21 protein-coding genes and 2 pseudogenes are annotated in these 23332 nt (G+C 61.3%); 10 read left to right on the forward strand and 13 right to left on the reverse strand.

The genetic code is table 11. The features are described from left to right. Positions 1 to 43 precede the first annotated feature (43 nt). The 7 genes and pseudogenes from FJ938_RS01915 (at position 44) to FJ938_RS01945 (ending at position 6075) form a co-directional block, all read left to right on the forward strand. Positions 44 to 1345: an epoxide hydrolase family protein gene (locus tag FJ938_RS01915; protein WP_140690675.1), complete on the forward strand. Its 1302-nt coding sequence runs from the start codon at positions 44 to 46 to the stop codon at positions 1343 to 1345. Between the two features lie 380 nt (positions 1346 to 1725). Further along, positions 1726 to 1815 (forward strand): annotated as a pseudogene (locus FJ938_RS29765) (FAD-dependent oxidoreductase); the annotation flags it as partial. Positions 1816 to 1870: 55 nt separating this feature from the next. Further along, positions 1871 to 2113 (forward strand): type II toxin-antitoxin system prevent-host-death family antitoxin, encoded by a 243-nt coding sequence (locus FJ938_RS01925; protein ID WP_140690677.1) that lies wholly within the window; start codon positions 1871 to 1873, stop codon positions 2111 to 2113. Further along, entirely contained in the window at positions 2113 to 2538 is a 426-nt protein-coding gene (locus tag FJ938_RS01930) for a type II toxin-antitoxin system VapC family toxin (protein WP_140690679.1), read from the forward strand. The genes FJ938_RS01925 and FJ938_RS01930 overlap by 1 nt, the downstream gene beginning before the upstream one ends. 408 nt (positions 2539 to 2946) lie before the next feature. Further along, positions 2947 to 3822 carry an FMN-binding protein gene (locus tag FJ938_RS01935; protein WP_246673138.1) on the forward strand — a complete coding sequence of 292 codons (876 nt, stop codon included), beginning with the start codon at positions 2947 to 2949 and terminating at the stop codon, positions 3820 to 3822. Positions 3823 to 3847: 25 nt separating this feature from the next. Beyond that, positions 3848 to 4567 carry an FAD:protein FMN transferase gene (locus FJ938_RS01940; protein WP_246673139.1) on the forward strand — a complete coding sequence of 240 codons (720 nt, stop codon included), beginning with the start codon at positions 3848 to 3850 and terminating at the stop codon, positions 4565 to 4567. Then, on the forward strand, positions 4564 to 6075 hold the full coding sequence (locus FJ938_RS01945) for an RnfABCDGE type electron transport complex subunit D (RefSeq protein ID WP_140690683.1): 1512 nt from the start codon (positions 4564 to 4566) through the stop codon (positions 6073 to 6075). The genes FJ938_RS01940 and FJ938_RS01945 overlap by 4 nt, the downstream gene beginning before the upstream one ends. Before the next feature lie 7 nt (positions 6076 to 6082). Here the strand turns inward: FJ938_RS01945 and FJ938_RS01950 are convergent, their stop codons facing one another. The 6 genes from FJ938_RS01950 to FJ938_RS01975 form a co-directional block, all read right to left on the reverse strand. Continuing rightward, the gene (locus tag FJ938_RS01950; protein ID WP_140690685.1) at positions 6083 to 7426 is read right to left on the reverse strand and encodes a HAMP domain-containing sensor histidine kinase; all 1344 of its coding nucleotides are present in this window, start codon (positions 7424 to 7426) and stop codon (positions 6083 to 6085) included. Further along, a complete protein-coding gene (locus FJ938_RS01955) occupies positions 7426 to 8091 on the reverse strand; it encodes a response regulator transcription factor (RefSeq protein WP_140690687.1) in 666 nt (221 codons plus the stop codon). Before FJ938_RS01955 ends, FJ938_RS01950 begins: the two co-directional genes overlap by 1 nt. Further along, complete coding sequence (locus tag FJ938_RS01960; RefSeq protein ID WP_140690689.1) at positions 8088 to 8417, reverse strand: PepSY domain-containing protein; 330 nt, start codon at positions 8415 to 8417, stop codon at positions 8088 to 8090. The genes FJ938_RS01955 and FJ938_RS01960 overlap by 4 nt, the downstream gene beginning before the upstream one ends. Positions 8418 to 8624: 207 nt before the next feature. After that, on the reverse strand, positions 8625 to 10901 hold the full coding sequence (locus tag FJ938_RS01965) for a xanthine dehydrogenase family protein molybdopterin-binding subunit (protein ID WP_246673152.1): 2277 nt from the start codon (positions 10899 to 10901) through the stop codon (positions 8625 to 8627). A 50-nt stretch (positions 10902 to 10951) separates the two neighbouring features. Then, positions 10952 to 11929: a xanthine dehydrogenase family protein subunit M gene (locus FJ938_RS01970; protein ID WP_140608544.1), complete on the reverse strand. Its 978-nt coding sequence runs from the start codon at positions 11927 to 11929 to the stop codon at positions 10952 to 10954. Next, a complete protein-coding gene (locus FJ938_RS01975) occupies positions 11926 to 12471 on the reverse strand; it encodes a 2Fe-2S iron-sulfur cluster-binding protein (RefSeq protein WP_140608542.1) in 546 nt (181 codons plus the stop codon). Before FJ938_RS01975 ends, FJ938_RS01970 begins: the two co-directional genes overlap by 4 nt. 434 nt (positions 12472 to 12905) lie before the next feature. Here FJ938_RS01975 and FJ938_RS29770 point away from each other — a divergent pair. Beyond that, a pseudogene (locus tag FJ938_RS29770) lies at positions 12906 to 13270 on the forward strand (IS1 family transposase); the annotation flags it as partial. Positions 13271 to 13841: 571 nt separating this feature from the next. Here FJ938_RS29770 and FJ938_RS01990 read toward each other — a convergent pair. Beyond that, on the reverse strand, positions 13842 to 14195 hold the full coding sequence (locus FJ938_RS01990) for a hypothetical protein (RefSeq protein ID WP_140608540.1): 354 nt from the start codon (positions 14193 to 14195) through the stop codon (positions 13842 to 13844). A 441-nt stretch (positions 14196 to 14636) separates the two neighbouring features. Between FJ938_RS01990 and FJ938_RS01995 the strand changes: the two genes are divergently transcribed. After that, positions 14637 to 15161, forward strand: a complete 525-nt coding sequence (locus tag FJ938_RS01995) for a DUF1993 domain-containing protein (RefSeq protein WP_140690696.1) — start codon at positions 14637 to 14639, stop codon at positions 15159 to 15161. Between the two features lie 49 nt (positions 15162 to 15210). Here FJ938_RS01995 and FJ938_RS02000 read toward each other — a convergent pair whose 3' ends face one another. The 5 genes from FJ938_RS02000 to FJ938_RS02015 all read right to left on the reverse strand — a co-directional run bounded on the left by FJ938_RS02000 (position 15211) and on the right by FJ938_RS02015 (position 20502). Continuing rightward, a complete protein-coding gene (locus FJ938_RS02000; protein WP_140690698.1) occupies positions 15211 to 17001 on the reverse strand; it encodes a thiamine pyrophosphate-requiring protein in 1791 nt (596 codons plus the stop codon). Positions 17002 to 17169: 168 nt separating this feature from the next. Continuing rightward, positions 17170 to 17319, reverse strand: a complete 150-nt coding sequence (locus FJ938_RS29305) for a hypothetical protein (RefSeq protein ID WP_181165557.1) — start codon at positions 17317 to 17319, stop codon at positions 17170 to 17172. 411 nt (positions 17320 to 17730) lie between these two features. After that, positions 17731 to 17913 (reverse strand): hypothetical protein, encoded by a 183-nt coding sequence (locus tag FJ938_RS02005; RefSeq protein WP_140690700.1) that lies wholly within the window; start codon positions 17911 to 17913, stop codon positions 17731 to 17733. Positions 17914 to 17955: 42 nt separating this feature from the next. Further along, positions 17956 to 18276, reverse strand: coding sequence for a plasmid stabilization protein (locus FJ938_RS02010; protein ID WP_140608534.1), 321 nt, complete (start codon positions 18274 to 18276; stop codon positions 17956 to 17958). A gap of 288 nt (positions 18277 to 18564) precedes the next feature. Further along, the gene (locus FJ938_RS02015; protein ID WP_246673153.1) at positions 18565 to 20502 is read right to left on the reverse strand and encodes an AI-2E family transporter; all 1938 of its coding nucleotides are present in this window, start codon (positions 20500 to 20502) and stop codon (positions 18565 to 18567) included. Positions 20503 to 20854: 352 nt separating this feature from the next. On the opposite strand from FJ938_RS02015, the gene FJ938_RS02020 reads away from it, so the two are divergent. Next, a complete protein-coding gene (locus FJ938_RS02020) occupies positions 20855 to 21058 on the forward strand; it encodes a CsbD family protein (RefSeq protein WP_140690704.1) in 204 nt (67 codons plus the stop codon). A gap of 243 nt (positions 21059 to 21301) precedes the next feature. Here the strand turns inward: FJ938_RS02020 and FJ938_RS02025 are convergent, their stop codons facing one another. Next, positions 21302 to 23332 (reverse strand): response regulator, encoded by a 2031-nt coding sequence (locus FJ938_RS02025; RefSeq protein WP_246673140.1) that lies wholly within the window; start codon positions 23330 to 23332, stop codon positions 21302 to 21304.

A 23332-nucleotide genomic window follows, 5' to 3' on the forward strand; every position in this document is an offset into this window, starting at 1 on the left:
GTGTAGCGCATCGTAACGCACCGACCGAAGAGAGGAGCACGTCATGTCGCCTATATCGCTATCGCCCACCCGGCGCGAAGTTCTCGCTGCCACCGCCGCCGCCGGCGTCATCAGCCTGCTGCCTCAGGCGCTGCATGCGGCGACTGACGCGGCGGCGATCCGCCCGTTCACTTTCAGCTTTCCGGACGAGGACCTCGCCGATCTCCGCCGGCGCGTCGCCGCAACCCGCTGGCCGAAATCGGAAACGGTAACGGACGCGAGCCAGGGCGTGCAGTTGTCGACGATACAGAAACTCGCGCGGTATTGGGCGACGGACTACGACTGGAAAAGGTGCGAAGCGCAATTGAAGGCCCTGCCCCATTTTGTGACCGAGATCGACGGGCTTGACATCCACTTCATCCACGTCCGTTCGAAGCATGAAAATGCGTTGCCGCTCATCGTCACGCATGGCTGGCCCGGCTCGATCATCGAGCAGCTGAAAATCATCGATCCCCTGACCAATCCGACCAAGCATGGCGCGAGCGCATCGGATGCGTTCGACATCGTGGTTCCGTCGCTGCCGGGCTACGGATTCTCAGGCAAGCCAACCGTCACAGGTTGGGACACACCGCGCATTGCACGCGCCTGGGTCACGCTGATGAAGCGGCTCGGCTACACGAATTTCGTCGCCGCTGGCGGCGACGTGGGTGCGCAGGTCGGCGACGAATTGGGCGTGCAGGCACCTCCCGGATTGCTTGGTGTTCACTCGAACATGCCAGGGACCCTTCCTGCCGATATCTCCAAGGCGCTCAATCTTCACGAGCCGGCGCCCGCCGGGCTCTCCGCCGACGAGCAGAATGCGTGGAACCAACTCGAGCTCTTCTACAAGAACGGGTTGGGCTACGCCAACGAGATGTCACTGCGCCCCCAGACGCTATACGCGCTCGAGGATTCGCCGGTTGGCCTGGCGGCCTGGATCCTGGATCACGATGCGGGCAGCTACGCGATGATCGCGCGCTCGATCGACGGACAACCCGAAGGCCTCACCCCTGACGACGTTCTCGACAACATCACATTCTACTGGTTGACCAAGACGGCGGTGTCATCGGCGCGTCTCTATTGGGACGCCAGCGCCACGGCGAAGAAGGGCTTTTTCGACGTCAAGGGCGTGAACACCATCCCATTCGCGGTGAGCGCGTTTCCGGACGAGATCTATACCGCCCCAAAGAGTTGGGCGGAGAAGGCCTATCCCAAGCTCATTCACTACAACAAGCTTCCCAAAGGCACGCACTTCGCTGCCTGGGAGCAGCCGCAATTCTATTCAGAGGAAGTTCGCGCAAGTTTCCGGCAGCTGCGGTCTGCCTGAGATCCCCCGGAGCGGAACATGAGTGTTCCGCTCTCCTCCCGGGACGTGGAGCGGGACTGCAATCCCGCTCCACGTTGCCCCAGTCTTGACCAAGCGCCGCTGGTTCGAAATCGATGACAGCCATTGTTTGGAGAGACTTGCGAACGCGCTCTCGTCAGACATCGAGCTTACCCCCAATATTGGCTACAACCTACCGCCGGCCTTCATCGACTCGATGGCGGGTCAGCCCATTTCTCCACGAAGGCCTGCGGAACCGGTCTTGGTCTGGCGATCGTCAGCCAAATCGTGGAGAACCCGAGGGGCAGATTCTCGATAACAAGGACACCCCGACATGGCAGCACCGCCTCCCGCTTCTCAGGATCATACTCTGAGGAACGACTATGGATGTGATCGTGCTGGGCGGCGGACTGATGGGGACGGCTTCGGCCTATTTCCTTGCCAGGCGCGGCGCGAGCGTCGAGAGGTCGCGCTGGAATTCTTGAGCTGAACACGCTATATGACCATCTACATGGTCAGGAGAATGGCATGGATGAGATCAATCTGGCAGACGCCAAGGCCCATCTGAGCGAGTTGATCGACCGGGTCGAGGCGGGCGATTCAATCGACATCACCCGGCGGGGCAAGCCGGTTGCACGGCTCACCGCCGTGGCCAAGCCTCGCAAACCAATCGACGCTGCCGTGCTCCGGTCTCTGACGGAGATTATGCAGCCGCAGACCGAAAGCGCTGCTGATCTGGTGCGAGCGATGCGGGACGGCGACCGCTACTGATGCTTTATCTCGACACGTCGCTGATCGTCGCGGCGCTCTCCAATGAAGCGATGACGCCGCGTGTTCAGGCCTGGCTGGCGGAGCAGGATGCGGCGCAGCTTCTGATCAGCGACTGGACCATCACCGAGGCGTCTTCGGCCATGGCGATCAAGCTGCGGACCGGCCAGATCAGCCTGGAACAGCGCGCCGGGGTGCTCGCCATGTTCAACAAGCTGGTCGCCGAGAGCTTCACCGTGCTCGGCGTGACGGTCAGGCAATTCCGGACCGCGGCGAAATTTGCCGATCAGCATATGCTTGGGCTTCGGGCCAGCGATGCGCTGCATCTCGCCACTGCATCGGAGCATGGCGCCACGGTGCACACGCTCGATCAGCGGCTCGGCGAGGCCGGTCCAGCGCTTGGGGTGCCGACGCAGTTGCTGACATGAAGCAGGCCCTCTCGCTGCTTTTACCCCTCACTCCCACTCGATTGTTTTGACGCGGTTAGGCCCTTTACCGCGTCTTTTTGGGTGTGGTCCCTAGCACTATCACTACAGTGCATTCGCCGGAACAGAAGCAGACAACTGGAAACAGGCTGAGTGCCTGGGCCTAATCAAGCAGCGCTGCTAATTGCGCGGCGTAGATGCGCTTGGCACCGAAAAGCCGTGGACGGGCAATCGAATTGCCGCCGGACTCGCGACGAGCAGAAGCGGGCGATCGTGCAGGAAACGGGGAAGCCCGCGCCGTCGTGGCGCAGGTTTGCCGCTGCTGAGGCCGAGGTCGAACGGCGGAGCCGCTGCCAACTGACAGCCAATTGTCAGCTTCGTCGTGGGATAATGCATCCCAAGCGATCCAGAATGGATTCGCCAGTGCATAAGCCAAGCTGGATTGAAACGCGGATGAAAAAGATTGCCCTGTCGCTGTTCGTGATCGCCGCCTCCGGCGCCTATGTCTGGGAACAACCCGGCAAGGCCCAGACGGACGATATACTTGGTTCGGCGCTTCCTGCCGACGCTACGGAGCGAGATGCCGGGCAGCCAGCCATCCCCGCAACACCCGCGGATACCGCCCCTAGTCCAGCGCCAGCCTTGCTCGAGCCTCGCCGGCAGAGCACGCGGCTGGAGCCCCGTGTCGACGTGCCGTCGTCGGCGATCGGCAAGGAAACGACGGCGGCCATTCCGATGCCCGCACCAGAGCCGGAGCAAGCCGCGGTCAGGCTATCGCAGGCGTCGCGGGTACCGGCCTCCCTGTCCACGGCCCCGGCACCGGAGCCAGCCGTGGCCAAACCTCAGCCGAGCGTCGCTGCTGAAACGCAGGAGACTTCGTCATTCGCCGTAACTCCCGCCGTGTACATCCCTATCCCACAATCGCGGCCGGACTATCCCCAGGCACCGGCTCGCGCCATCCGCGCAGGAATGAAGGCGATCGCGACAACTCCGGCCACGCACGGTTTCAGGGACGGAACATATGTCGGTCCCGTTACGGACGCCTATTACGGTCCCATGCAGATCCAGGTTTCCGTACAGGGCGGCCGTCTGACCGCGCTGAAAGTGCTGAAGTATCCCTCGGACCGGAGCACCTCCGTCCGCATCAACAGGGAGGCGCTGCCCCTGTTGCGCGACGAGGCGATCAGCGCGCAAAGCGCCAACGTGGACATCATCTCAGGCGCAACGCTGAGCAGCAGGGCCTTTATCCAATCGCTCCACGGCGCGCTCAGGAAGGCTTCTTCCTAATTCGATGCGCGAAACCCGCGTTCTGATGGGAATGCCCATTACGGTCGACATCGGTGGCGCATCCGGCGCGCTGATCGAGGACGTCTTCGGCTATTTCGACCGAATCGACCGGCGCTTCAGCACGTACAAGGCCGACAGCGAGATTTCCGCCATCAATCGCGGCGACGTTCCGGTCAAGGATTGGAGCCGCGAGATGATGGAAGTGCTGGCACTTGCCGAGCGCACGAAGAACGAGACGGGCGGTTACTTCGACATTCGCAGGCCGGACGGCTCGCTCGATCCTTCGGGGATCGTCAAAGGGTGGGCCATCCGCAACGCCGCGGGCCTCGTTCGCCAAGCGGGCGTCGACGACTTCTTCATCGAAGCCGGCGGCGACGTCCAGTCGAGCGGTAAGAACGCCTCCGGAACCGACTGGAGCGTCGGCATACGCAATCCCTTCAAAATGGATGAAATCGTCAAGGTTATCTACCCGCGTGGTCTCGGCGTCGCGACTTCCGGCACCTATGCGCGCGGACAACACATCTACAACCCGTATAGGTTCGATGATCCGATCACCGGGATCGTCAGCCTGACGGTTGTCGGACCCGACGTGCTCGACGCCGACCGCTTCGCCACCGCCGCCTTCGCAATGGGCCGGGATGGCATCCACTTCATCGAGCAGGTTTCCGGCATCGAGGGCTATGTCATCGACATCGACGGTCGGGCAACGCTGACAACCGGTTTCGGAGATCTATGCGAACCATGATCAAGGCCCTCGACCGATTCCTCGACCACCTGACCATGTACAGGCTGGTGCTCTATTATCTGACGGCCCTGCTGGTCACGGCCTTCGCCTTCACCTTTGCCAAGCTCGTGCCCTACGATCCGCTCGCGCTTGCCTTTACCTCCGCATTGGCGCTCGCGGTCTGCTGGGTCACCAACAAAGCCTTCGAACTGGTCTTCGAGGTTCCGGCAAACAAGGAGTCCGTCTACATCACCGCGCTCATCCTTGCCCTCATCCTCGATCCGGTGGCCGCAACGGACCTCAAGGGCATTGGCGCCGTGGCATTCGCCTCCGTCTGGGCGATCTCATCCAAGTTCATCTTCGCAGTCGGCCGGAAGCATGTTTTCAACCCGGCGGCGCTCGGCGTGGCGCTGTCGGCGCTGCTTCTGGACAAGCCCGCCACCTGGTGGGCCGGCGGCAATTCATGGCTGCTCCCCTTCGTGCTGGTCGGCGGCATTCTCGTTGTGCGAAAGCTGCGGCGCCTGGATCTCGTCGCGGCCTTCCTGATCGTGGCGCTGATCACCATCCTGGCCACGACAGAGCCATCGCTCTATGGCGAGGCGCTCAAGGAGACGCTGACCTCGTCGCCGCTGCTGTTCTTCGCCTTCGTGATGCTGACCGAGCCGTTGACGGCGCCTACCACGCGTTGGCCACGCATCGCCTTCGCGGCGGTCGTCGGTTTCCTGTTCGCTCCCAACGTGCATATCGGCTCGTTCTATTTCACGCCGGAGCTGGCGTTGCTCGCTGGCAATGTGTTTGCTTACGCGGCAGGGCCGAAGGGCCGCTTCGTGCTGACATTGGAACGCATAGAGCGCTCCGCCATCGACAGTTACGACTTCATCTTCAGTTCGCCGCGAAAGCTGGCCTTCGAGGCGGGCCAATATCTCGAGTGGACGCTCGGCATGAACCGCTCCGACAATCGGGGCAACCGCCGCTATTTCACCATTGCCTCGGCGCCGACCGAGGAAACCGTCCGTCTGGGCGTGAAATTCTACCCGCAATCGAGCGCCTTCAAGCGCGAACTGATCGCCATGAAGCCCGGCGGCAGAATCCATGCCGCGCAGCTGGCAGGCAACTTCACCCTTCCGGCGAACCATGGAACAAAGATCGCCTTCCTGGCCGGTGGGATCGGCATCACCCCATTCCGCTCCATGTTGCAACATCTGCTCGACCGCAACGAGAGACGCCCGATCGTCGTTCTCTACGGAACCGAGGGACAGCAGGATATCGCCTATCGCGATGTGCTCGGCACCGCCAGGCAAAAACTCGGCATCAGGACAATCCATGCCGTCGCGCGGGGCGCCGAGCGCGGCCAGTATCCAGGCTATATCGACGAGCGCCTGATACGCCTGGCGGTCCCCGACTATCTCGAGCGGACGTTCTACATTTCCGGCCCACAGACCATGGTCAAGGCGCTTCGCCAGAAACTTCGCGCCATGGGCGTGCGCCGTTCAAGGATAAAGGTCGACTACTTCCCCGGCTTTGCCTGACGAGCAGTCACCCGTGCCTTGGGACCGAAATGGTCACGATCAGGCCCGGGTCGGCATTTGCCATGGCAAGGCTTCCGCCGTAGGCTTCCACGATGTCCGAAACGATAGCGAGGCCAAGGCCGCTGCTGCCGCCCTTGCTGTCCAGCTGAACCCCGCGAGACAGGACGGATTGCCGGTCCGCGTCCGGGATGCCTGGCCCGTCATCAGCAACGGCGATAATTACGGCCGCGGCTGTCACGGATGCCGCTATGCGTACCGATGATCGTGCAAAGCGCGTGGCATTCTCAACGAGATTGCCGAGTATCTCCGACAGATCTCCTTCATCGATCGGCGCGACAAGATCATCGGCGACATCGATCTCGAAGGAAAGACGCTTGCCGCCAGGCGTCCGTTTTACCACGCCGACCACGCCGCCCGCGGTCTCGAAGACGCGGCAAGTGGCCTTGCCGAAAATGCCGGGTGCAAGGCGGGCCCGGGCCAGTTCCCGCTCGACGTGTCGCCGGATCGCGCTGGCGCTTCTTTCAATATCGTCGGCTAGCTCCGTCTCGCCCTTCTTCCGCAGCGCGCGAATGTCCGCTGAGAGCACCTGCAATGGCGTCTTGAGCCCATGCGCCAGATCGGTCGCGCGTGAGCGGGCGCGTAGAAGCGCCTTGTCCTGGGCCTCAAGCAAGCGGTTTATCTCATCGGCGAGCGGTTGCACCTCCCGAGGCGCCGCCACTTCGAGCCGCGTCGCGCGCTGGGCGACAACGTTTCGGACCGCGACCCGCAGGCTTTCCAGCGGGGCGAGACCCACAGTGATCTGGATGAAGAATGCGGCCATTAGGGCCAGGGCAAGAACGATCAGGGCCGGCGCGAGATCGCGGACATATTCGCTCACCGCCACTTCCACGCTGCGGTGGTTCTCGGCGACGATGGCACGAAACGATCGGCCGCCGGGATCGATGACCGTACGCGCGACCGCGATTGCGAGCTCTCCCTCCGGCCCTTTGAACTCCTTGATTTCCTTGAGCTCGCCACCGATCTGGTGTGCGTGCAGTGCAAGGGTCGCATCCCATAACGAACGCGAGCGGACAAGATAGCTCGATGCGATGTCCTCCACCTGCCAATAGTGGCCGGACAGAGGAATGGAAAAACGCGGGTCGGTCAGCGGCGCCTGGACGGAGAGGTGGCCGTCGGCACCGTAAGCGGTGGCGCCGATCAGTTCGTTGAGGTCTACGGTGAGCTCACTGACGATACGCCGTTCTACATTCAGTTCGAACAGATAGCGCAACCCAACGCCTGCGATGGCAAGGGCGATGAGAATTGAAATCGTGGCCGCCAGCCAGAGCCTGAACCGGATCGAGTTTCCCATCAGCTGCCATCATCGGCTATGAGATAGCCGAAGCCGCGCCTTGTCTTGATGATGTCGCTGCCGAGCTTCCTGCGCAGGCGGGCAACGATGACCTCGATCGCATTGGGATCACGATCGTTGCCGGAATCGTACAGATGCTCCGTCAGTTCGGTCGGTGCCACGACGCGCCCGCCATGATGCATCAGGTACGCCAGAAGCCTGTACTCGAGAGGCGAGAGTGAAACAGGGGCACCTTGGACCGAAACACGCATTTGAAGAGTGTCGAGAAGCAAGGGTCCGGATCTGAGCACCGGCGCTGCCTGGCCTGTCGAACGGCGCAGGATCGCCCGCAATCGCGCCAGCAGTTCCTCCATTTCGAAAGGTTTGGGCAGGTAGTCGTCGGCGCCCGCATTGATGCCTTCGACCCGTTCCGTCCACATGCCTCTCGCTGTCAGGATGAGGACTGGAAACCGGCGACCGTTGGCGCGCCATCGTTTGAGGATGGTTAGACCATCGAGCTTGGGCAAGCCGAGATCCAGTATGGCCGCGTCATAGTTCTCGACATCGCCCGCAAACCAGGCTTCTTCACCCTCGCGCACCACATCGACGGCCATCCCGGACGCCTTCAGCGCTGCAGCGACGTCCGCCGCGATCCGGGGTTCGTCCTCGGCCAGGAGGATTCTCAACGGTCGCCCCCTTCGCCTCTTACGATCACGCCGGCTCCAGCATCAACATCCACAAGCTTGCGGCGGCCGTCCGCGCCGACAACCTGCAAGCGATAGATCCATTTGCTCCCAAGGCGGACAAGGTCGACAGCAACAACATCGCCGGGCGCCTTGGCACGCACGATATCCAGAATCCTGGCAAAGCCCTTGATTTGGCCATGCTCGTAAAGGTCCCTTGCCCGGTCGTGATCGCCGTCGTCATCCTCGCCGGCTCGCGCCGCGAACGGCTGGGCGGCTGCGAGCCCAATAAGGCCAGCCACGACAAGTCGTTTGAGAATGGTTGTCATCAACCAGGCATCTCGCACACAAAGGCTGTCAATCCGCTGTCAGCCATCGTCCAGCAGACAGCAAAGGTTCGTGCCCAGCAAGCTCGACTCGAATATTGCGGATGCTGCGATTGCCGACAACCCGGCAATCACCGGTCAATCGAGGCCGGTCCGCGATCAGTAAGCAGATCGTGGGGCCTTACGCCCCCTGCTCCAGGCCGACATCGGTCACATCAGCTTGTCGAGCGTTACAGGCAGGTCGCGAATGCGCTTCCCGGTGGCGTTGTAAACCGCGTTGGCGACCGCGGCGCCGGTGCCTGTAATGCCGATTTCGCCGATGCCATGAGCGCCCATCGGCGTGTGCGGATCTGGGATGTCGGTCCAGATCACCTCGATCGGCGGAACATCCAGATGCACCGGCACGTGATAATCGGCCAGGCTGGCGTTCATGATGCGACCGTTGCGCTCGTCGAACTCGGTTTCCTCCATCAGCGCCAGTCCGAGGCCCATGATGATGCCTCCGCGGAACTGGCTTGCAGCCGTCTTCGGGTTGAGGATACGGCCGCAATCGAATGAGCCAAGCACACGGCTCACCCGCGTTTCGCCCGTCACTGCGTTGACGCGCACCTCGCAAAAGATGGCGCTGTAGGAGTGCATCGACCAATGTTGCAATTCCAGCGGCGCAGGCGCGCTCGCTTCGGCCACAACCTCGTCGCGTCCCGCACGCGACAGGATAGAAGCGTAGCTCTCGTGGCGTTCCGGCTCATCGAGCTTGGCCAAGCCTGCATCGTAGCCGCCGACCTGGTCGGCGCCGAGCCCCGCCAGCGGCGAGTCGTTTCCCGCGAGCTTGAGCAACTCGGTCACAAGCACGCGCTGGGCGGCGATCACGGCCGCTCCGATGGATGCCGTCTGCTGCGAGCCACCCGCCAGGATCACACCGGGAAGGGTCGAATCCCCGTATTCGATCGAAACAGAATGAAGCGGCAGGCCAAGCCTTTCGGCGGCAACGGATAAGTTCACGGTAGCCGTGCCCATTCCCATCTCATGAGCCGCCACCGCCACCGTCGCCCGGCCGTCGCGGGTGAGCGTGATGCGAGCCGCGCCACCAGGCATGCGGTAATAGGGATAGGTGCCGGTCGCACACCCCATGCCGACCAGCCATTCTCCTTCACGGCGCGTCCCGGGCGCGGTTCGCTGGCTCCACCCAAAGCGCTCGGCGCCAGCCCGATAGGCTTCGACGATATGCCTTGACGAAAAGGGAGTGCCTTCGGTCGGATCCTTCTCCGGCTCGTTGCGGATGCGCAGTTCGATCGGGTCCATGCCGAGTTCTTCGGCCAGTTCGTCAATGGCACATTCGAGCCCGAATGTGCCGACAGCTTCGCCGGGCGCCCGCATGAAGGTGTTAGCCGCCATGTCTATATACGCCACCTCGACATCGAGCTTGAAGGTGTCGGCGGCATAGCCGCTGCGCGTCGCAATAATAAACGGCTCGGGAAAGGCATTGTGCCGGGTCATCACGGTGACACCAGTGTGGATGATCGAGGTAAAACGGCCATCCGGCTGCGCGCCGATCGCCACATGCTGTTCGGTCAGGCCGCGGCCGCCGACCACCCTGAACACGCCTTCGCGCGACAGGGCGATCCGCACCGGCCGGCCGGCAAGCTTCGCCGCCGCCGCACCCAGCACCTGGTGCTGCCACAGGCACTTCGAGCCGAAGCCGCCGCCCACATAGGGCGACGTGACATTCACCTGCTTCTCGTCGATGTCGAAGATCTTTGCCAAGGACCAGGCGGTGTGCGCCACGCCTTGCGAGGCATCATGCACCCTCAGTTCCTCGCCATTCCATGCCATAGTCGCGGCGTGCGGCTCGATGGCATTGTGGTTTTGGCGAGGTGTGCGGTAGGTCACGGATATCTTGTGCGGGGCCGCAGCCAATTGCGCCTCGGCATCGCCGATTTCCAGCTTCAGCGGTTCGCCCATGAATTGACCCGGCTCGGTGCCCTGCGCCTTGGCAGCGGCCAGCGAAGTGGTCGCCGGCTCGGCCTCGTATTCGACGCGGATCAGTGACTTGGCATGATCCGCCTGCTCCTGGGTTTCTGCCAGGACGACGGCGATCGGTTGGCCGTTCCAGTGAATACGATCGTCCTGCATGACCGCCAGATTATCGCCGCCCGCCGCCTTGGCATTCGTCATGAACAGCGGCGTCGGCTTCATGGGCGGCGCATTGAGGTGCGTCATCACCAGAACCACGCCCGGCGCTTCCGACGCAGCCTTGATGTCCAGGGCAGCGATCCGGCCCTTGGCGATCGTGCTGAACGCCACAGCCGCGTAGGTCATGTCGGCGAGCGGGAACTCGGCGGAGAAACGGGCCGCGCCCTTGACCTTGAGAGGCCCGTCGATCCGCGACATGGGTTTGCCGACATGCCCATGCTGGTGATGGATGAGCGGATCGGGCTTCCCGCCTGGCAACCAGCTGTCGGGTGCCAGTTCAATGGCTTTCTTCATCAGGCCCTGGGCCGCGCCCTTGGCCGCCTCGCCGGCTTGTTCCAGGATGCTCATGCGGCTTCTCCCGCCAATTCGCCAAGCACGCTGACGATGGTGCGCTTGGCCAGTTCGATCTTGAACGCGTTGTCACGCAACGGAACGGCGTCCGCGAGTTCCGCTTCCGCGGCCGCCCGAAAGGCCTCGGCGGTAACAGGACCGTCTTTCAGCGCCGCCTCGGCCTTCCAGGCCCGCCAGGGCTTGTGCGCCACTCCGCCGAGGGCGAGGCGCACCGCCTTGACGGCACCGTTCTCCACCCGCAGCGCCGCGGCGACGGAGACAAGGGCAAAAGCATAGCTCGCGCGGTCGCGCACCTTGCGATAGGTTGAAGCCATTGTCAGCGGCGGCAGTTCGACGGCGGTGATCAACTCGCCTGGCTCCAGAACCGTCTCGATTTCGGGGTGTTCGCCTGGCAGGCGGTGAAGATCGGTCAGCGGCAGTGTCCGCTTGCCTGTCCTGCCTTCGAGATGGACCTTGGCATCGAGCGCGGCCAGCGCCACGCACATGTCCGAAGGATGCGTCGCGACACAGGCCGGCGAGGCCCCCAGAATTGCGTGCATGCGATTGAAGCCGTCCGCGGCATCGCAGCCTTGTCCGGGGGTTCTCTTGTTGCAGCGCGATCCCTCGTCGTCGTAGAAATACGCGCAGCGTGTGCGTTGCAGGATGTTGCCACCCACCGTCGCCATGTTGCGGATCTGAGCGGAGGCGCCGGCAAGGATGGCGCGGGCCAGAACGGGATAGCGCTCGCGCACCGCGCGGTGCTCGGCCAAGGCGGTGTTCCGGACTGCCGCTCCGATCAGCAATCCGCCCTCATGCTCATCTATGTTTGCCGGCAGCCCGGTCACATCCACCAGGATGGCCGGGCGCTCGATCGTCTCGCGCATCAAGTCCACCAGATTGGTGCCGCCGCCAAGATATTTGGCTGCCTCAAGGCCTGCTCTCTGTACCGCCTCGGCCGCGTTTGTCGCTCGGGAGTATTGGAACGGGGTCATGCTGCCATCTCCGGGCTATCGGGCCGGTAAGGCTGCGCGGCCTCCTTGCTGATAAACGTCGCGGCGATCGCATCGATGATGCCGTTATGCGCGCCGCACCGGCACAGATTGCCGCTCATGCGCTCTGCCAGCTCTTCGCGGCTGGCAGGGATTGAACCGGCTCTCAGATCGCCGGTCACGTGGCTGGGAAGGCCCCGCCCCAACTCCGCCACCATGCCGATGGCGGAGCAGATCTGTCCCGGCGTGCAATAGCCGCACTGGAAACCGTCGCGGTCGATAAACGCCTGCTGAAGCGGATGAAGCTCGTCTCCTTGCGCAAGACCCTCGACAGTGGTGACAGCGCGCCCTTCGGCCTGCACGGCAAGGGTCAGGCAGGAAACCACGCGTTCGCCGTCGAGCAGGACCGTACAGGCCCCGCACGCGCCCTGATTGCAGCCCTTTTTTGTGCCCGTGAGCCGGAGTTCCTCGCGCAGAAGATCAAGCAGCGAAACCCGTGGGTCGGCGGGCAGTGGCACGGCTGAGCCGTTGACGATAATGGACATGGCGACCTCGCTATCGGCGTAGAGAAGGTTACTTGGCGCTCGCGACGGAGGGGTCAACCCACGTCGAGACATCCGATAGCGATTGAGTGCAATCTTCGCTGCCTGGCCCGAGGGCCAGGACGCAAGGACTGTTCAGCCTCGGTGCGTCGTCACAGTTTGACGGCACCTTCCCTGGCCCATAGGCGCAGCTTGCGACAGGCCTCGATGAACGGCTGCACCGAGGCGGCGGAATCGAATTCGATGAGACCCACATCCGCCTCAAGAGCGATTGAGACCGGGCGTCACTCGCGGCCACGCTGCCTTGCATTCCGTGGCCGCGAGTATTTTTCTTATGCTGTACTCGTGAAAGCGAGGCGGCAGTCATCGGGCCATCTTCAGTCTTTCACATAGGCGCCAGGCTGGCGGCCGCCCTTTGCCGCTTTTTGGTAGTGGGTCAGTACAACCCTGCCGAATGCACTTGCGCACGTAAAGAGCGGATCGAAGGAAACCCCGACATCAAGCATGTCAGCACGTCATTTTCGGAACGCCAGAATCTTAAGATGCGCATGCACATGCGCCGCTTCACGCGCCTGACCAACGGCTTCTCAAAGAAGGTTGAGGCTCACGCAAATGCTGTTGCCCTGCACTTCATGTATTATAATTTTGTGCGAATTCATGCTTCTCTGCGCGTAACCCGGCGATGGCCGCTGGCGTCACCGACAAGCTTTGGGAGATCGCGGATATCGTGGCACTGATCGAGGCGAAGGAAGCTGAAAGGCCGGTCGTGCGCGGCCGTTACGAGAAGCGGGCAGTAGCATGACACTGAGGCAAAGGGTCTCGCTCGCCTCAAAAATCACGCTGTCCTATGTGTTCGGCGTGATTGGAGGTTTGTTAGCCGTGTCAAATCCTTCGCCGGAGATTCCATGGTCTGAGACACTTTCGCTTTTCGTCGTTTATGTTGCGGCCGGCTTCCTAATGTCTTGGCCGCTTTACTTAGCAGCAGTTGCTGCAGCCATCGCTTTCCCACGCTCTGTTGCCGCAAGACCGGGAACGTGGACTTCAGCGGCGGTTCTTATCGCAGCAAGTTTTTCTTTTTTGATCCTTCCGTGTGACGGGCATTTCAGATCACTCGCTACGCTAGGGGCACTCGCTGCTCTGCTCGCCGGCTTTTGTTTCTATTGCATAGCAAGGCCGACGGGTCAGATTTCAAACTGACCCACTACCCCGCTTTTGCATCCTTTGAGTGTTCGGCTATAGAGGGACCAGCGCCGGAGGTCTTCTCAATGGCCGGGCTCGGTGTTGCCTGCGGTCTTTGGTTTTGGCCGTTCGACTGAAGGGTTCGATCCTCCACTTCGCCTTGTTTTCGCGTGAGGCCCATTGCGCCGCCAGGCTTATGATTGCCGGCCGGTTGGGTGATGAATAACATCGCTGCTGAAAGAGGGTTCCATCACAGGCCGGCGGAAATTGCCGCTGTTTCCATGCAAAATCATAACGAGCGGTTGCGCCTCTAATCCGGAATAGCGCCAGGCACTGGCCCCAGTGCGGCGAGACAATGCTGATGGCGCCCCATCAGCGGGATCATCTCGAAAAAGCCGTGAACGTGTTTCGGCTCCCTTGTTGATCCGATCGTCGGACTCGATCGGGGCGTCCTGCTCGTTGATCGCCTCAGCGATGTATTCCGGGAGATCGCCCACCTCGTCGCGAATGTCGTCAGGATCGATGCCTACCGCGTGGCTTGACTTCACTCAATCCGAGGGCCCGATAAGCCAAGGTCGGAATTCACGGGTTAATCCCTCAAAGCGACCCTTGCGGGCTGCTATTTTGGTGTGGAAGTTGCATTGACGGACTCTACCGACCTGGGTTCGGAGGACATTGTGAGCTTAAGGCGCTGTTGGCGAAGACGTGCCGTTTTCGCCAGCCTCGCCTGGCGTTCAGCCTCCAGCACCAATTTGGACTCTCTGTTCGCTCTTTCTATTTTTTCCCTGTCGATTTTTCGACGTTTCAAGCCAACCTCCCTGCCTCCATCGATTCCGGTGCAAAAATGCGACGAGCAGCCAAATGTTCCGCACGAATCAGGGTTCCACTGGGCAAGACCGCCGCCAGTCGATAATTGCGCTTGCCTTGCGGTTGCAGCCATCGTGCCACATGCTGAATGTGGAAATTCAAATTGCTCGTGAGAATGACCGATGCGGACATCGCTCTACGATCTCAGCGTGCCAACCTTCCTGCAGACCGTGAGATCCATCGGAGGTTTCCTCGACCGTGCGGCCACGCATTTCTCGAACACCGGTGTCGATCCCGATAACATCGTGCACACCCGCCTCTTCGATGACATGGCACCCTTCCATTTTCAGATCGAGGCGGCGTGGCATCATTCCGTTTGGGGGGTCGAGGCCCTCAAGTCCGGCGCGTTCACCCCTCCCGCCTTGGTCGGACCTGTTCCCTTCGCTGACCTGCAGGCCATGATCGGCAAGGCAGAAATGATGCTGGAGGCGTTCATCCCCGATGAGGTCAACGGCTGCTCGGGCAAGCACCTGGACCTTCAGATCGGCCCGCGAAGGCTTGCCTTCACCGCGGAGACCTTCATCCTCTCTTTCTCGCTGCCAAATTTCTATTTCCATGCCGTCACCACATACAACATCCTGCGTTCGCGAGGCGTGCCGCTCGGTAAGCATGATTACGAGGGTCGGCTGCGCACCAGATCATCCTGAGATGAAATCTAGCCTCAACGGAAGGACCTCGGCACTCCACCAGTTTCTGCTAGTCTGACTTGCCCGGCAGTATCGAACCCAGAACCTGCCTGACGGTCCCGCGAATAACACCGGTTTCACTGGGATCGCCCTTTGCAAGCGACGATGTCAGGTTTTTGATCTGGTCGAAGGTGAAATGCGGGGGAAGTGGCGGGACCTCGGGATCGGTCTTGACCTCAAGGACGACGGGGTAATCGGACGCGAATGCTTCGTCCCAGGCCGGTCCGAGGTCTTCTGGGCGATCGACAAACAAGCCTTTAAGACCGATCAGTTCGGCAAACCGATGATAGGGCACGTCCGGGATACGCTGCGACGCCTCGAACTTCGGGTCGCCTTCCATGACCCGCTGCTCCCAAGTAACTTGATTGAGATCCTGGTTGTTGAAGACGCAGATGATGAACCGGCCGTCCGGCCAGGACGACTTCCAGTATTTGGCGACGGTGATCAGTTCCGCCATGTTGTTCATCTGCATGGCTCCATCGCCAACAAGCCCCACCACCGGCCGGTCCGGGTGCGCGAACTTGGCGGCGATCGCGTAAGGGACAGCGGCGCCCATCGAGGCGAGGCCGCCGGAGAGCGATGCCATCATCCCCGGCCTGATCCTGACGTCACGCGCGTACCAATTCGCGCAGGATCCGGAATCGCTCGTCAGAATGACATTGTCCGGCAATCTCGGCGAAAGCTCCCATGCCACCAGTTGCGGATTGACTGGGTCGGCTTTTGTCTTGGCTCGCTTCTCCAGAAGTTTCCACCAGTCGGCTACGCTCTTCTCGATCTGTTTGCGCCACTTGTTTTTCTTCTGCTTCAACAATGGCAGCAGAGCCTTGAGCGTCTCAGTTGCATCGCCGACAAGATTGACGTCCATCGGATAGCGCAAGGACATCATGCCGGGCTTAAGATCGATCTGGACGCCTTTGGCCTGACCTTCTTTTGGCAGGAACTCCGAATAAGGAAAGCCGGATCCGACCATCAGCAACGTGTCGCAGTCCCGCATCAGGTCCCAGGAGGGTTCCGTTCCGAGCAACCCGATCGAGCCAGTTACCCAAGGGAGAAAATCCGGTAAAGCCGCCTTGCCGAGAAGCGCCTTTGCGGCACCCGCGCCAAGGCGATCGGCGATGTCGATCACCTCTTGCGTCGCGGCAAGGGCACCAGCGCCGACGAGGATTGCGACACGCTCGCCTTCGTTGAGGATATCGGCGGCCGCTTTCAAATCATCCGCGTGTGGAACAACCAACGGCTTGCGATAGCCGACGCCGGAATGCACCGTGCCGTGAGCGCGGGACGGTTCCTCATAAGGCATCTCCTGCAAGTCGTTCGGCAGGACGAGCGCCGTCACGGTTCGGTTTGCCAGCGCAATGCGAACGGCCCGGTCAACGAGGTGACGGACCTGTGCGGGCACGGCGGCCTGATGGACGAAATTTCCCGCCACATCCTTGAACAGCGAGGCAAGATCGACTTCTTGCTGGTAGTGGCCGCCGATCGCGCTACGCGCCTGCTGGCCGACAATGGCCAAGACGGGCTGGTGGTCAAGGCGCGCATCATAAAGACCTGTCACGAGGTGCGTCGCGCCGGGACCGGAAGTTGCTATGCAGACGCCAAGTCCGCCAGAAAACTTGGCGTAGGCCGACGCCATGAACGCGGCCATTTCCTCATGTCGTGCCTGGACGAATTCAATCTTCCCATCCGCACGGTTGAGGGCCCCGAAGACGCCGTTGATGCCGTCACCGGGGTATCCGAACATCCGCCGTACGCCCCAGGCGTGGAGGCGCGAGATCAGGAAATCGCCAACAGTTTTAGACATGAGAGGAGCCTTTCGATCATGGCTGGAAAGCGAATTAACCAGCGTGGCGACGTCCCGTTCCCAGCCTCGCCACTGTTCTCCAGCTCTTGATCCGACCCATCGGTCTGCCGAGCTCCTTATCGATCAATGGTGTTCACCGCTCCCAGAAGCTTCCCTGCCCGCCGGGGTTCAGCTCCCAGCGACACGCCGGGCGGCTGCCTCGGGATCATCGCGTGCCAATTCAGACGGACCTTGTTGCAGAGCCTGGTCTCGACCGACTTCCTTGCCAATCTTGTAAGCGGCATAGACGATGCCGAGACCGATCAAAAACCTGAACATGGAAATCTCCTTCGGCGGGAAACCCAATCGTTGACGGGTGGTTCCGGGATGCGTGCGATGACATTGCGCGCGGGCAAGGGGTTTGGCCGAAGCCCCCGCGCCTATTCGCCCAATATGATCCCGGAAGCTATGATTTGAGCCGTGCGCCCTGTTAGCCTTCCGCGTTTCACGAGCGTGGGTTTGACATAGGGTTTTCTCGTCATCACAGATCCACTGATGCCGGATACCGTTTACCTGCCAAGGCGGCATTGCGGCCTAAACGGTCTTCGCGCGCCAGTGTTCCACAGGACTCACATGGTTCTGCTGATGAACAAATGCGATATGCAACGGCTTGAGTTTCCGAGGGGGGCGAGATCGATCTGAAATCGGCAGCCGAGGAGGGGGTCGAGCGATGTGTCCGGGGCCTGAGGGTCATGTGCCCGCGGCCAAATCGGTGCCGGTAAGGTTGATTTCGCGTGGCGGATAGCAGGCAGCGGTCTTCCTTGCCTGACGCAAAAAGACCACCAGTGAAGCAGCAAGCCCCTCGATCTTCGTGCGTCCAGCCAGGAGGCAGAAATCGGCCAGATCACGGCCGTGACCGCCGAACGACGTCACACCAACTCCATTGCCGTTAGCGCGAAAAGTGCTGCCTTTGACCTATGAGTGGGAGTGGCTTGCAGCATTCCTTTTCCTTGTCGCGGCGGCCTTCTTCGCAGAGGCCGACCTCTCGGCCGCGGAACGAGATGCCTGGGCTTTGCCGCCCTTCTCTCCCCCCTTGTGAGCCGCGGGGTGGCCGGTGTGCTTTCCACGTCCCGATCCGCCCTCTTTCTTGCCGCCGCCGTCATCCTTGTTTACCGTTGCCCAGGCACGACGTTCGGCTTCCTTTTCCGATACCCCTCGATGCTCGTAGCCCTCGGCTATATGATCAGCTTTGCGCTCCTGCTTGTCAGTGTATTTCGACTTGTCGCCACGTGGCATCGTGACCTCCTGTTTCTCTAACGGTTGCGAACGAACACATCCCGATTTGGTTCCAGATTGGCAAGACATCCGAGCGCGATGCCGCTGGGCGATCGAATATCGACCAAGCCCCACCCTTGTCGGACTCTCGGGCTGCCGCATCACCGAACCCGGCGTGGCCGATCGCTTCCAATCAGCTGCCTTGCAAATTCGCCCGTCCAGAAATGCAGCCATGCCCGGCGAGCACCGCCGACTTCACCCGGCAAGCACCAGGCGGTCCAACCCGCCGCAGCCCACAACGCGGCGGGGTCAATCGCTTCGTGACGTTTTTCGGCGGCGTGTGCGCCGCTTGGCGACGATTTTGAGCGGCACAGGCGGCGCCGAAGCCAGCGCGCCCAAGGCCGCCTGTACCATACCGGACGCGACGAAATCGGCGCTGATGTCCTTGGCCAGATTGTCGGCGTCCTCCTTGTCGGCCCCGTCGAATTTGAACCATAGCGCGATCCCGACCCTGAGGTCCGCTTTGGCCCGCTTCAGTCGGCGAACCAGAAAGCGGGCATGCTTGACGGAATCCTGGTTGAGGAAGCCGACCACCACTGTATCGACGCCGCCCAACTCAAGGCGACGAATTGTCGGCGGCTCCAAGTCTACAAAGCTCGCCCTTGACACCGTGGCGCCCTGCACTTCCAACACCTGCGCCAGCATCGCCGCCGCCGCGTCGTCGAGTGGACCGCGGCCGCCAGCACAAAGCACCGTCAATCCCGAGCCATCCGGCAATTCGGCGTAGCCATTGTTCGCGGTCTCATTGTTCTCGAGCGACCCCGCATCCTCGCCGACAACCGGGGCTTCCTCCTCGTCCATCTCGTGTTGAGCGCTGTCTTCGAGGTTCGCGACCAGCGTCAGCGCGCTGGCTGCGACCTGCTGAATCTGCTGGTCGTCCATTACGCCACGGACGCGGTCCTTCTCACCGAGCAGCAAGGCGGGCAGGGCCACCTTATCGTAGAATTCGACCAGATAATTCTCCTCGAGAGTTTCCTCGGCATGGTCTGTTGCCTCGTCAGGATCGCCTGCCAGCAGCCGTTGGTACAGCCGCGCGTGGGCGTCCAGTACCGGCTCGTTGCCGAACAGCACATCGAGGAATTCGAACTGCGGTACATGCCGGCCAAGCACCACCAGACAAACCGTGAGCGGTGTCGACAGGACCAATCCCAGCGGACCCCATAGCCATGTCCAGAAGATTGCCGCAACGATGATGGCCAATGGCGAAAGCCCCGTGCGCGATCCATACAGCCAAGGCTCGATGACATTCCCGGTAATCAACTCCATCACCACGAATAGAGCTGCCGTCCACAACACAAGCGACCATCCTGGCGCCACCGCCAGCGCAAGGAAGAGGGGCAGAAGCGCGCCGATCACGGGTCCGATATAGGGAACGAAACGAAGGGCCAGCGCCAGCAGTCCCCACAGGAGCGCGTTGGGGATGCCCAACACCCATAGCCCGATCGCAATCGGGATCGCGTAGATCAGGTTGACGACCAATTGCATCAGCAAGTAGCGCCCTACCCGCGAGCCGGCGTCCTGCAGCGCCTGCGTCGTCCGATGAAGGTCACCGTAGCCAACAAGGCGAATGAAACGGTCGCGTAGATCTTCCCGCTCCAGAAGCATGAAGATGACGACGATGACGATCAAGCCAGCTGACCCCAAAGGGCTGATCAGCGGACCGATGATGTTCTGGAGGATTTCGAGCGGCTTTTCCTTGGCGACGATTTCAACCGGCACCGGGTCGCGTTTCGGGGTTTGCGGGGAGGCTGGAAGCGAAGGCTCTTGCCTGTTGATCTCCTGGCCAACCCGCTCGACTACACTGCTCAATCTCGAGATCACGCCGCCGCCCACTCCCGTCTCTTTGAGAGAACGGACCTTGGTGAGGATGTTTGACTGGTAAAGCGAAATGTTCTGAGCGAGTTCGCTGACCTGCGAGGCGACAATAAAGCTGAACAGCGCCAGAACCGCGAATGCCCCGAGCACGCTCAGGATGACCGCGGCAAGGCGCGGCATGCCTGCCCGTTTGAGCGCCGAGACCAGAGGAGCGAGTGCAAAGGTCAGGAGCAGCGCGATCGCGATCGGCAAGAATACTTCTCGTCCGAAATACAACGCCGCAACAGTGGTTACGACAGTGGCGACGGTCGGCAACGCCGTGCGCCGACGCGCTAAGGAAAGGGGTCCTCCCAGTCCGGAACTGGGGGAGATGCCGTTACGATCGATCGCCAAGAAATTCCTCCGCCTGCCCACCAAGATCATAAACGCTAAAGTGGGATATGTTTTCCATCAAATAGCGGTTTCCCTGGCCGGAACGAGGGCGCATCGAGAGCCATGTCTATGGGCACGACGCCTGCGGCAATGCACTCCCTATGGCTTTGCCCGACCGCGCGAAAGCCCCGTCGGTACGCATCACAGGGCCGGCACTGAGCCCAACACCCAACCCGGCCAAATCGATGGCCCTCAAAATCAACACGCCGCACGCGCAAAAGCGAGCACCGACCTGGAACATCACAGGGCGCATGACGTTTGGCACCGTAATGCAATCAAGGAGGACCGTCTCATGGACTGGAATCGTGTCGAAGGAAATTGGAAGCAGGTCAAAGGCAAGGTCAAAGAACAGTGGGGCAAGCTTACTGACGACGACCTCGACCGTATTGCCGGCAAACGTGATCAACTCGAAGGCAAGATCCAGGAGCGCTACGGCATCGAGAAGGATCGTGTGCGGCGCGATATTGACGATTGGTACCGACGGCAAGACTGGTAGGTATCGCCTGGCACGCCGTGTGAGCTTCTTCTTACCGGCGACCGGCATGGGAACGCTGCAGCCGACGCAGCTCGCGGTTGCATCCCGGGGCCGCGTTATGATGCGCTCACCTCCTCCGCTGGGCCGCCTCGCGACGCTCTCTACACCCCATTGCTCTTGCTGGCGCGCCGCGTGGTGTCAAGCGGCCGGCGTCCTCACTTGGCTAGGCCGTTTTGAGTCCTTTAGACTCCACATTTGCGATCGCTAAAAAAATGGTTTCGAGCAAATCCTTGTCGTGGAAGGGTTTGCCGAGCAAGGGCACATCCGCCGGTCGATCGGCGATCTGGCATCGGCATAGCCGGTTATGATAACCGCAGGCCAGTCGGAGCGCAGAGTGCGTGCGAAGCGGATAACATCCACGCCCGATACGAGTGGCATGGCAAAGTCGGTAACGATGACGTCGAAATCATTAGGAGCGCGCTCGATCAACGCCAATGCCTCGGGCCCCCCTGCGGCGCAGGTCACATCAAAACCATGCTGACGAAGAGACTCGGCTGTCAGCTGCCGCAACGCGTTACTATCATCGATCAGAATGATCGATGGGCGCCTCGCATCGGCGTCCAGGCGCATATATCCGATGTCGGTCTCGGCAGCAGGACTGTCTGGCTCCGCGACGGAGCGTGGCAGCCAGAGTTGCATGCTCGTTCCACGATCAACGACGCTGTCTATGCGAAGCGCACCGCCGGATTGCCTCATAAAGCCATAGACCGTACTGAGGCCCAGACCGGTCCCTTTCCCGACCGGCTTTGTCGTGAAGAAAGGTTCAACGACCTTGGCGAGAATATCAGGAGCTATGCCAGACCCTGTATCCTTGACCGTCACAACGACATAGTCACCCGCCGAAACATCCGCCGAAGACCTTCTAAGTGAACGGTTGTGCGCTTGCACGGTTATCGTACCGCCGGAGGGCATGGCATCACGCGCGTTGAAAACCAGATTCATTAAAGCTAGCTCGAGCTGTCCGGCATCGACGTGCACCGGCCACACCGTGTCGTCGATTTGCCAGTCGAATCGGACCAACGCTCCCAAAACAGGTGCGACCAACCCGTTCATGCTGTCGCCCAGCACTGCCAGGCGCACCGCTTCCGGCTTTAAGGTCTGCCGTCGGGAGAAAGCCAGCATTCGCGTGACCAGGTCAGCTCCTTGTTTCGCGGAACGCCGCATCAAGTCGAGGACCTGCCGTGCTTGACCGTCCAATGTCGCGCGGCGTTCGAGCAATCCCAATCCACTGAGAATTGCAGCCAGCAGATTGTTAAAGTCATGCGCCAGGCCACCCGTCAGTTTGCCGATGGCGTCGAGACGTTGTGATTGTAGCAGTTGATCCTCGAGGCCACGCTGATCGGTAACGTCGAGCAGCGTCCCGAGGATTTCGGACTCGCGGCCGTCAGCGCCGTTCGACATGACGCCTTGATCAAGAAAGATGCGATATTCGCCGTTGGCGCACTTCCAGCGGAATTCGCACGTATACGAGCCGGCCGTTTTGGCCGCCAGAAGTGCCTGCTCGAGCCGTGCCAGGTCGTCGGGATGGACCCGCTTGAGCCCGAATCCTGGATCGGAAGTCAGATCCGCAGGCGAAAAGCCGGTCAAACGCTCGACACCTTTGGTGACAAAGCGCGTCGCAAAGGGCGGCTCGGCCGTCCGAGCGTGAAAGCAGACCGGCAGCGAACTCAGTATGGCATCCTGCCGTTCCTCTGCGCTGCGCAGAGCCCGTTCCGCCTGAAGCTTTTCCTTCTGCGCCTGCAGCGCCTGCGCCAGCAGTCCCTGCTCAATTTCCGCCTTCCGCTGGATTTCGATCGTCTTTTCGTGAAGCTCGACAAAAACCGCGACCTTCGAACGCAGCATGGTCGGATCAAATGGCTTGAACACATAATCCACCGCGCCGGCATCATAGCCGCGCAGCATATGGGCGTCCTCCTTGTTGATCGCGGTGAGAAAGATGATCGGCGTGCGTTTGGACTGTTCGCGCTGTCGGATAAGCGCGGCTGTCTCATATCCATCCAGCCCTGGCATGAGGACATCGAGCAGGATAACGGCGAACTCTTCCCTCAGCAGAAAACGTAGGGCCTCTTCACCCGATTGGGCGCAGATGACGTCGCCGATGGTCGCGAGCACTTCGCTGATTGCCAGCAGATTGCGCTCATCGTCGTCCACGGCGAGAATACGTGCCCGTGCCGGTCCTTCCGGCAGCTGAACGACCCCAGGTTTCTTTGCTCTGCTTCTTTGCAATTTTTGCAT

It is taken from the genome of Mesorhizobium sp. B2-4-14 (assembly GCF_006442155.1).
In the GTDB taxonomy this organism is placed as follows: Bacteria; Pseudomonadota; Alphaproteobacteria; order Rhizobiales; family Rhizobiaceae; genus Mesorhizobium.

Coding starts and splice junctions, on each gene's coding strand:
- FJ938_RS01935 (WP_246673138.1), top strand. CDS start 2,947: ATGGATTCGCCAGTGCATAAGCCAAGCTGGATTGAAACGCGGATGAAA.
- FJ938_RS01960 (WP_140690689.1), bottom strand. CDS start 8,417: ATGACAACCATTCTCAAACGACTTGTCGTGGCTGGCCTTATTGGGCTC.
- FJ938_RS01965 (WP_246673152.1), bottom strand. CDS start 10,901: ATGAAGAAAGCCATTGAACTGGCACCCGACAGCTGGTTGCCAGGCGGG.
- FJ938_RS01925 (WP_140690677.1), top strand. CDS start 1,871: ATGGATGAGATCAATCTGGCAGACGCCAAGGCCCATCTGAGCGAGTTG.
- FJ938_RS01940 (WP_246673139.1), top strand. CDS start 3,848: ATGGGAATGCCCATTACGGTCGACATCGGTGGCGCATCCGGCGCGCTG.
- FJ938_RS02010 (WP_140608534.1), bottom strand. CDS start 18,276: ATGCCACGTGGCGACAAGTCGAAATACACTGACAAGCAGGAGCGCAAA.
- FJ938_RS01950 (WP_140690685.1), bottom strand. CDS start 7,426: ATGGGAAACTCGATCCGGTTCAGGCTCTGGCTGGCGGCCACGATTTCA.
- FJ938_RS01970 (WP_140608544.1), bottom strand. CDS start 11,929: ATGACCCCGTTCCAATACTCCCGAGCGACAAACGCGGCCGAGGCGGTA.
- FJ938_RS01915 (WP_140690675.1), top strand. CDS start 44: ATGTCGCCTATATCGCTATCGCCCACCCGGCGCGAAGTTCTCGCTGCC.
- FJ938_RS02020 (WP_140690704.1), top strand. CDS start 20,855: ATGGACTGGAATCGTGTCGAAGGAAATTGGAAGCAGGTCAAAGGCAAG.
- FJ938_RS01930 (WP_140690679.1), top strand. CDS start 2,113: ATGCTTTATCTCGACACGTCGCTGATCGTCGCGGCGCTCTCCAATGAA.
- FJ938_RS01975 (WP_140608542.1), bottom strand. CDS start 12,471: ATGTCCATTATCGTCAACGGCTCAGCCGTGCCACTGCCCGCCGACCCA.
- FJ938_RS01995 (WP_140690696.1), top strand. CDS start 14,637: ATGCGGACATCGCTCTACGATCTCAGCGTGCCAACCTTCCTGCAGACC.
- FJ938_RS02000 (WP_140690698.1), bottom strand. CDS start 17,001: ATGTCTAAAACTGTTGGCGATTTCCTGATCTCGCGCCTCCACGCCTGG.
- FJ938_RS01945 (WP_140690683.1), top strand. CDS start 4,564: ATGATCAAGGCCCTCGACCGATTCCTCGACCACCTGACCATGTACAGG.
- FJ938_RS29305 (WP_181165557.1), bottom strand. CDS start 17,319: ATGTTCAGGTTTTTGATCGGTCTCGGCATCGTCTATGCCGCTTACAAG.
- FJ938_RS02025 (WP_246673140.1), bottom strand. CDS start 23,332: ATGCAAAAATTGCAAAGAAGCAGAGCAAAGAAACCTGGGGTCGTTCAG.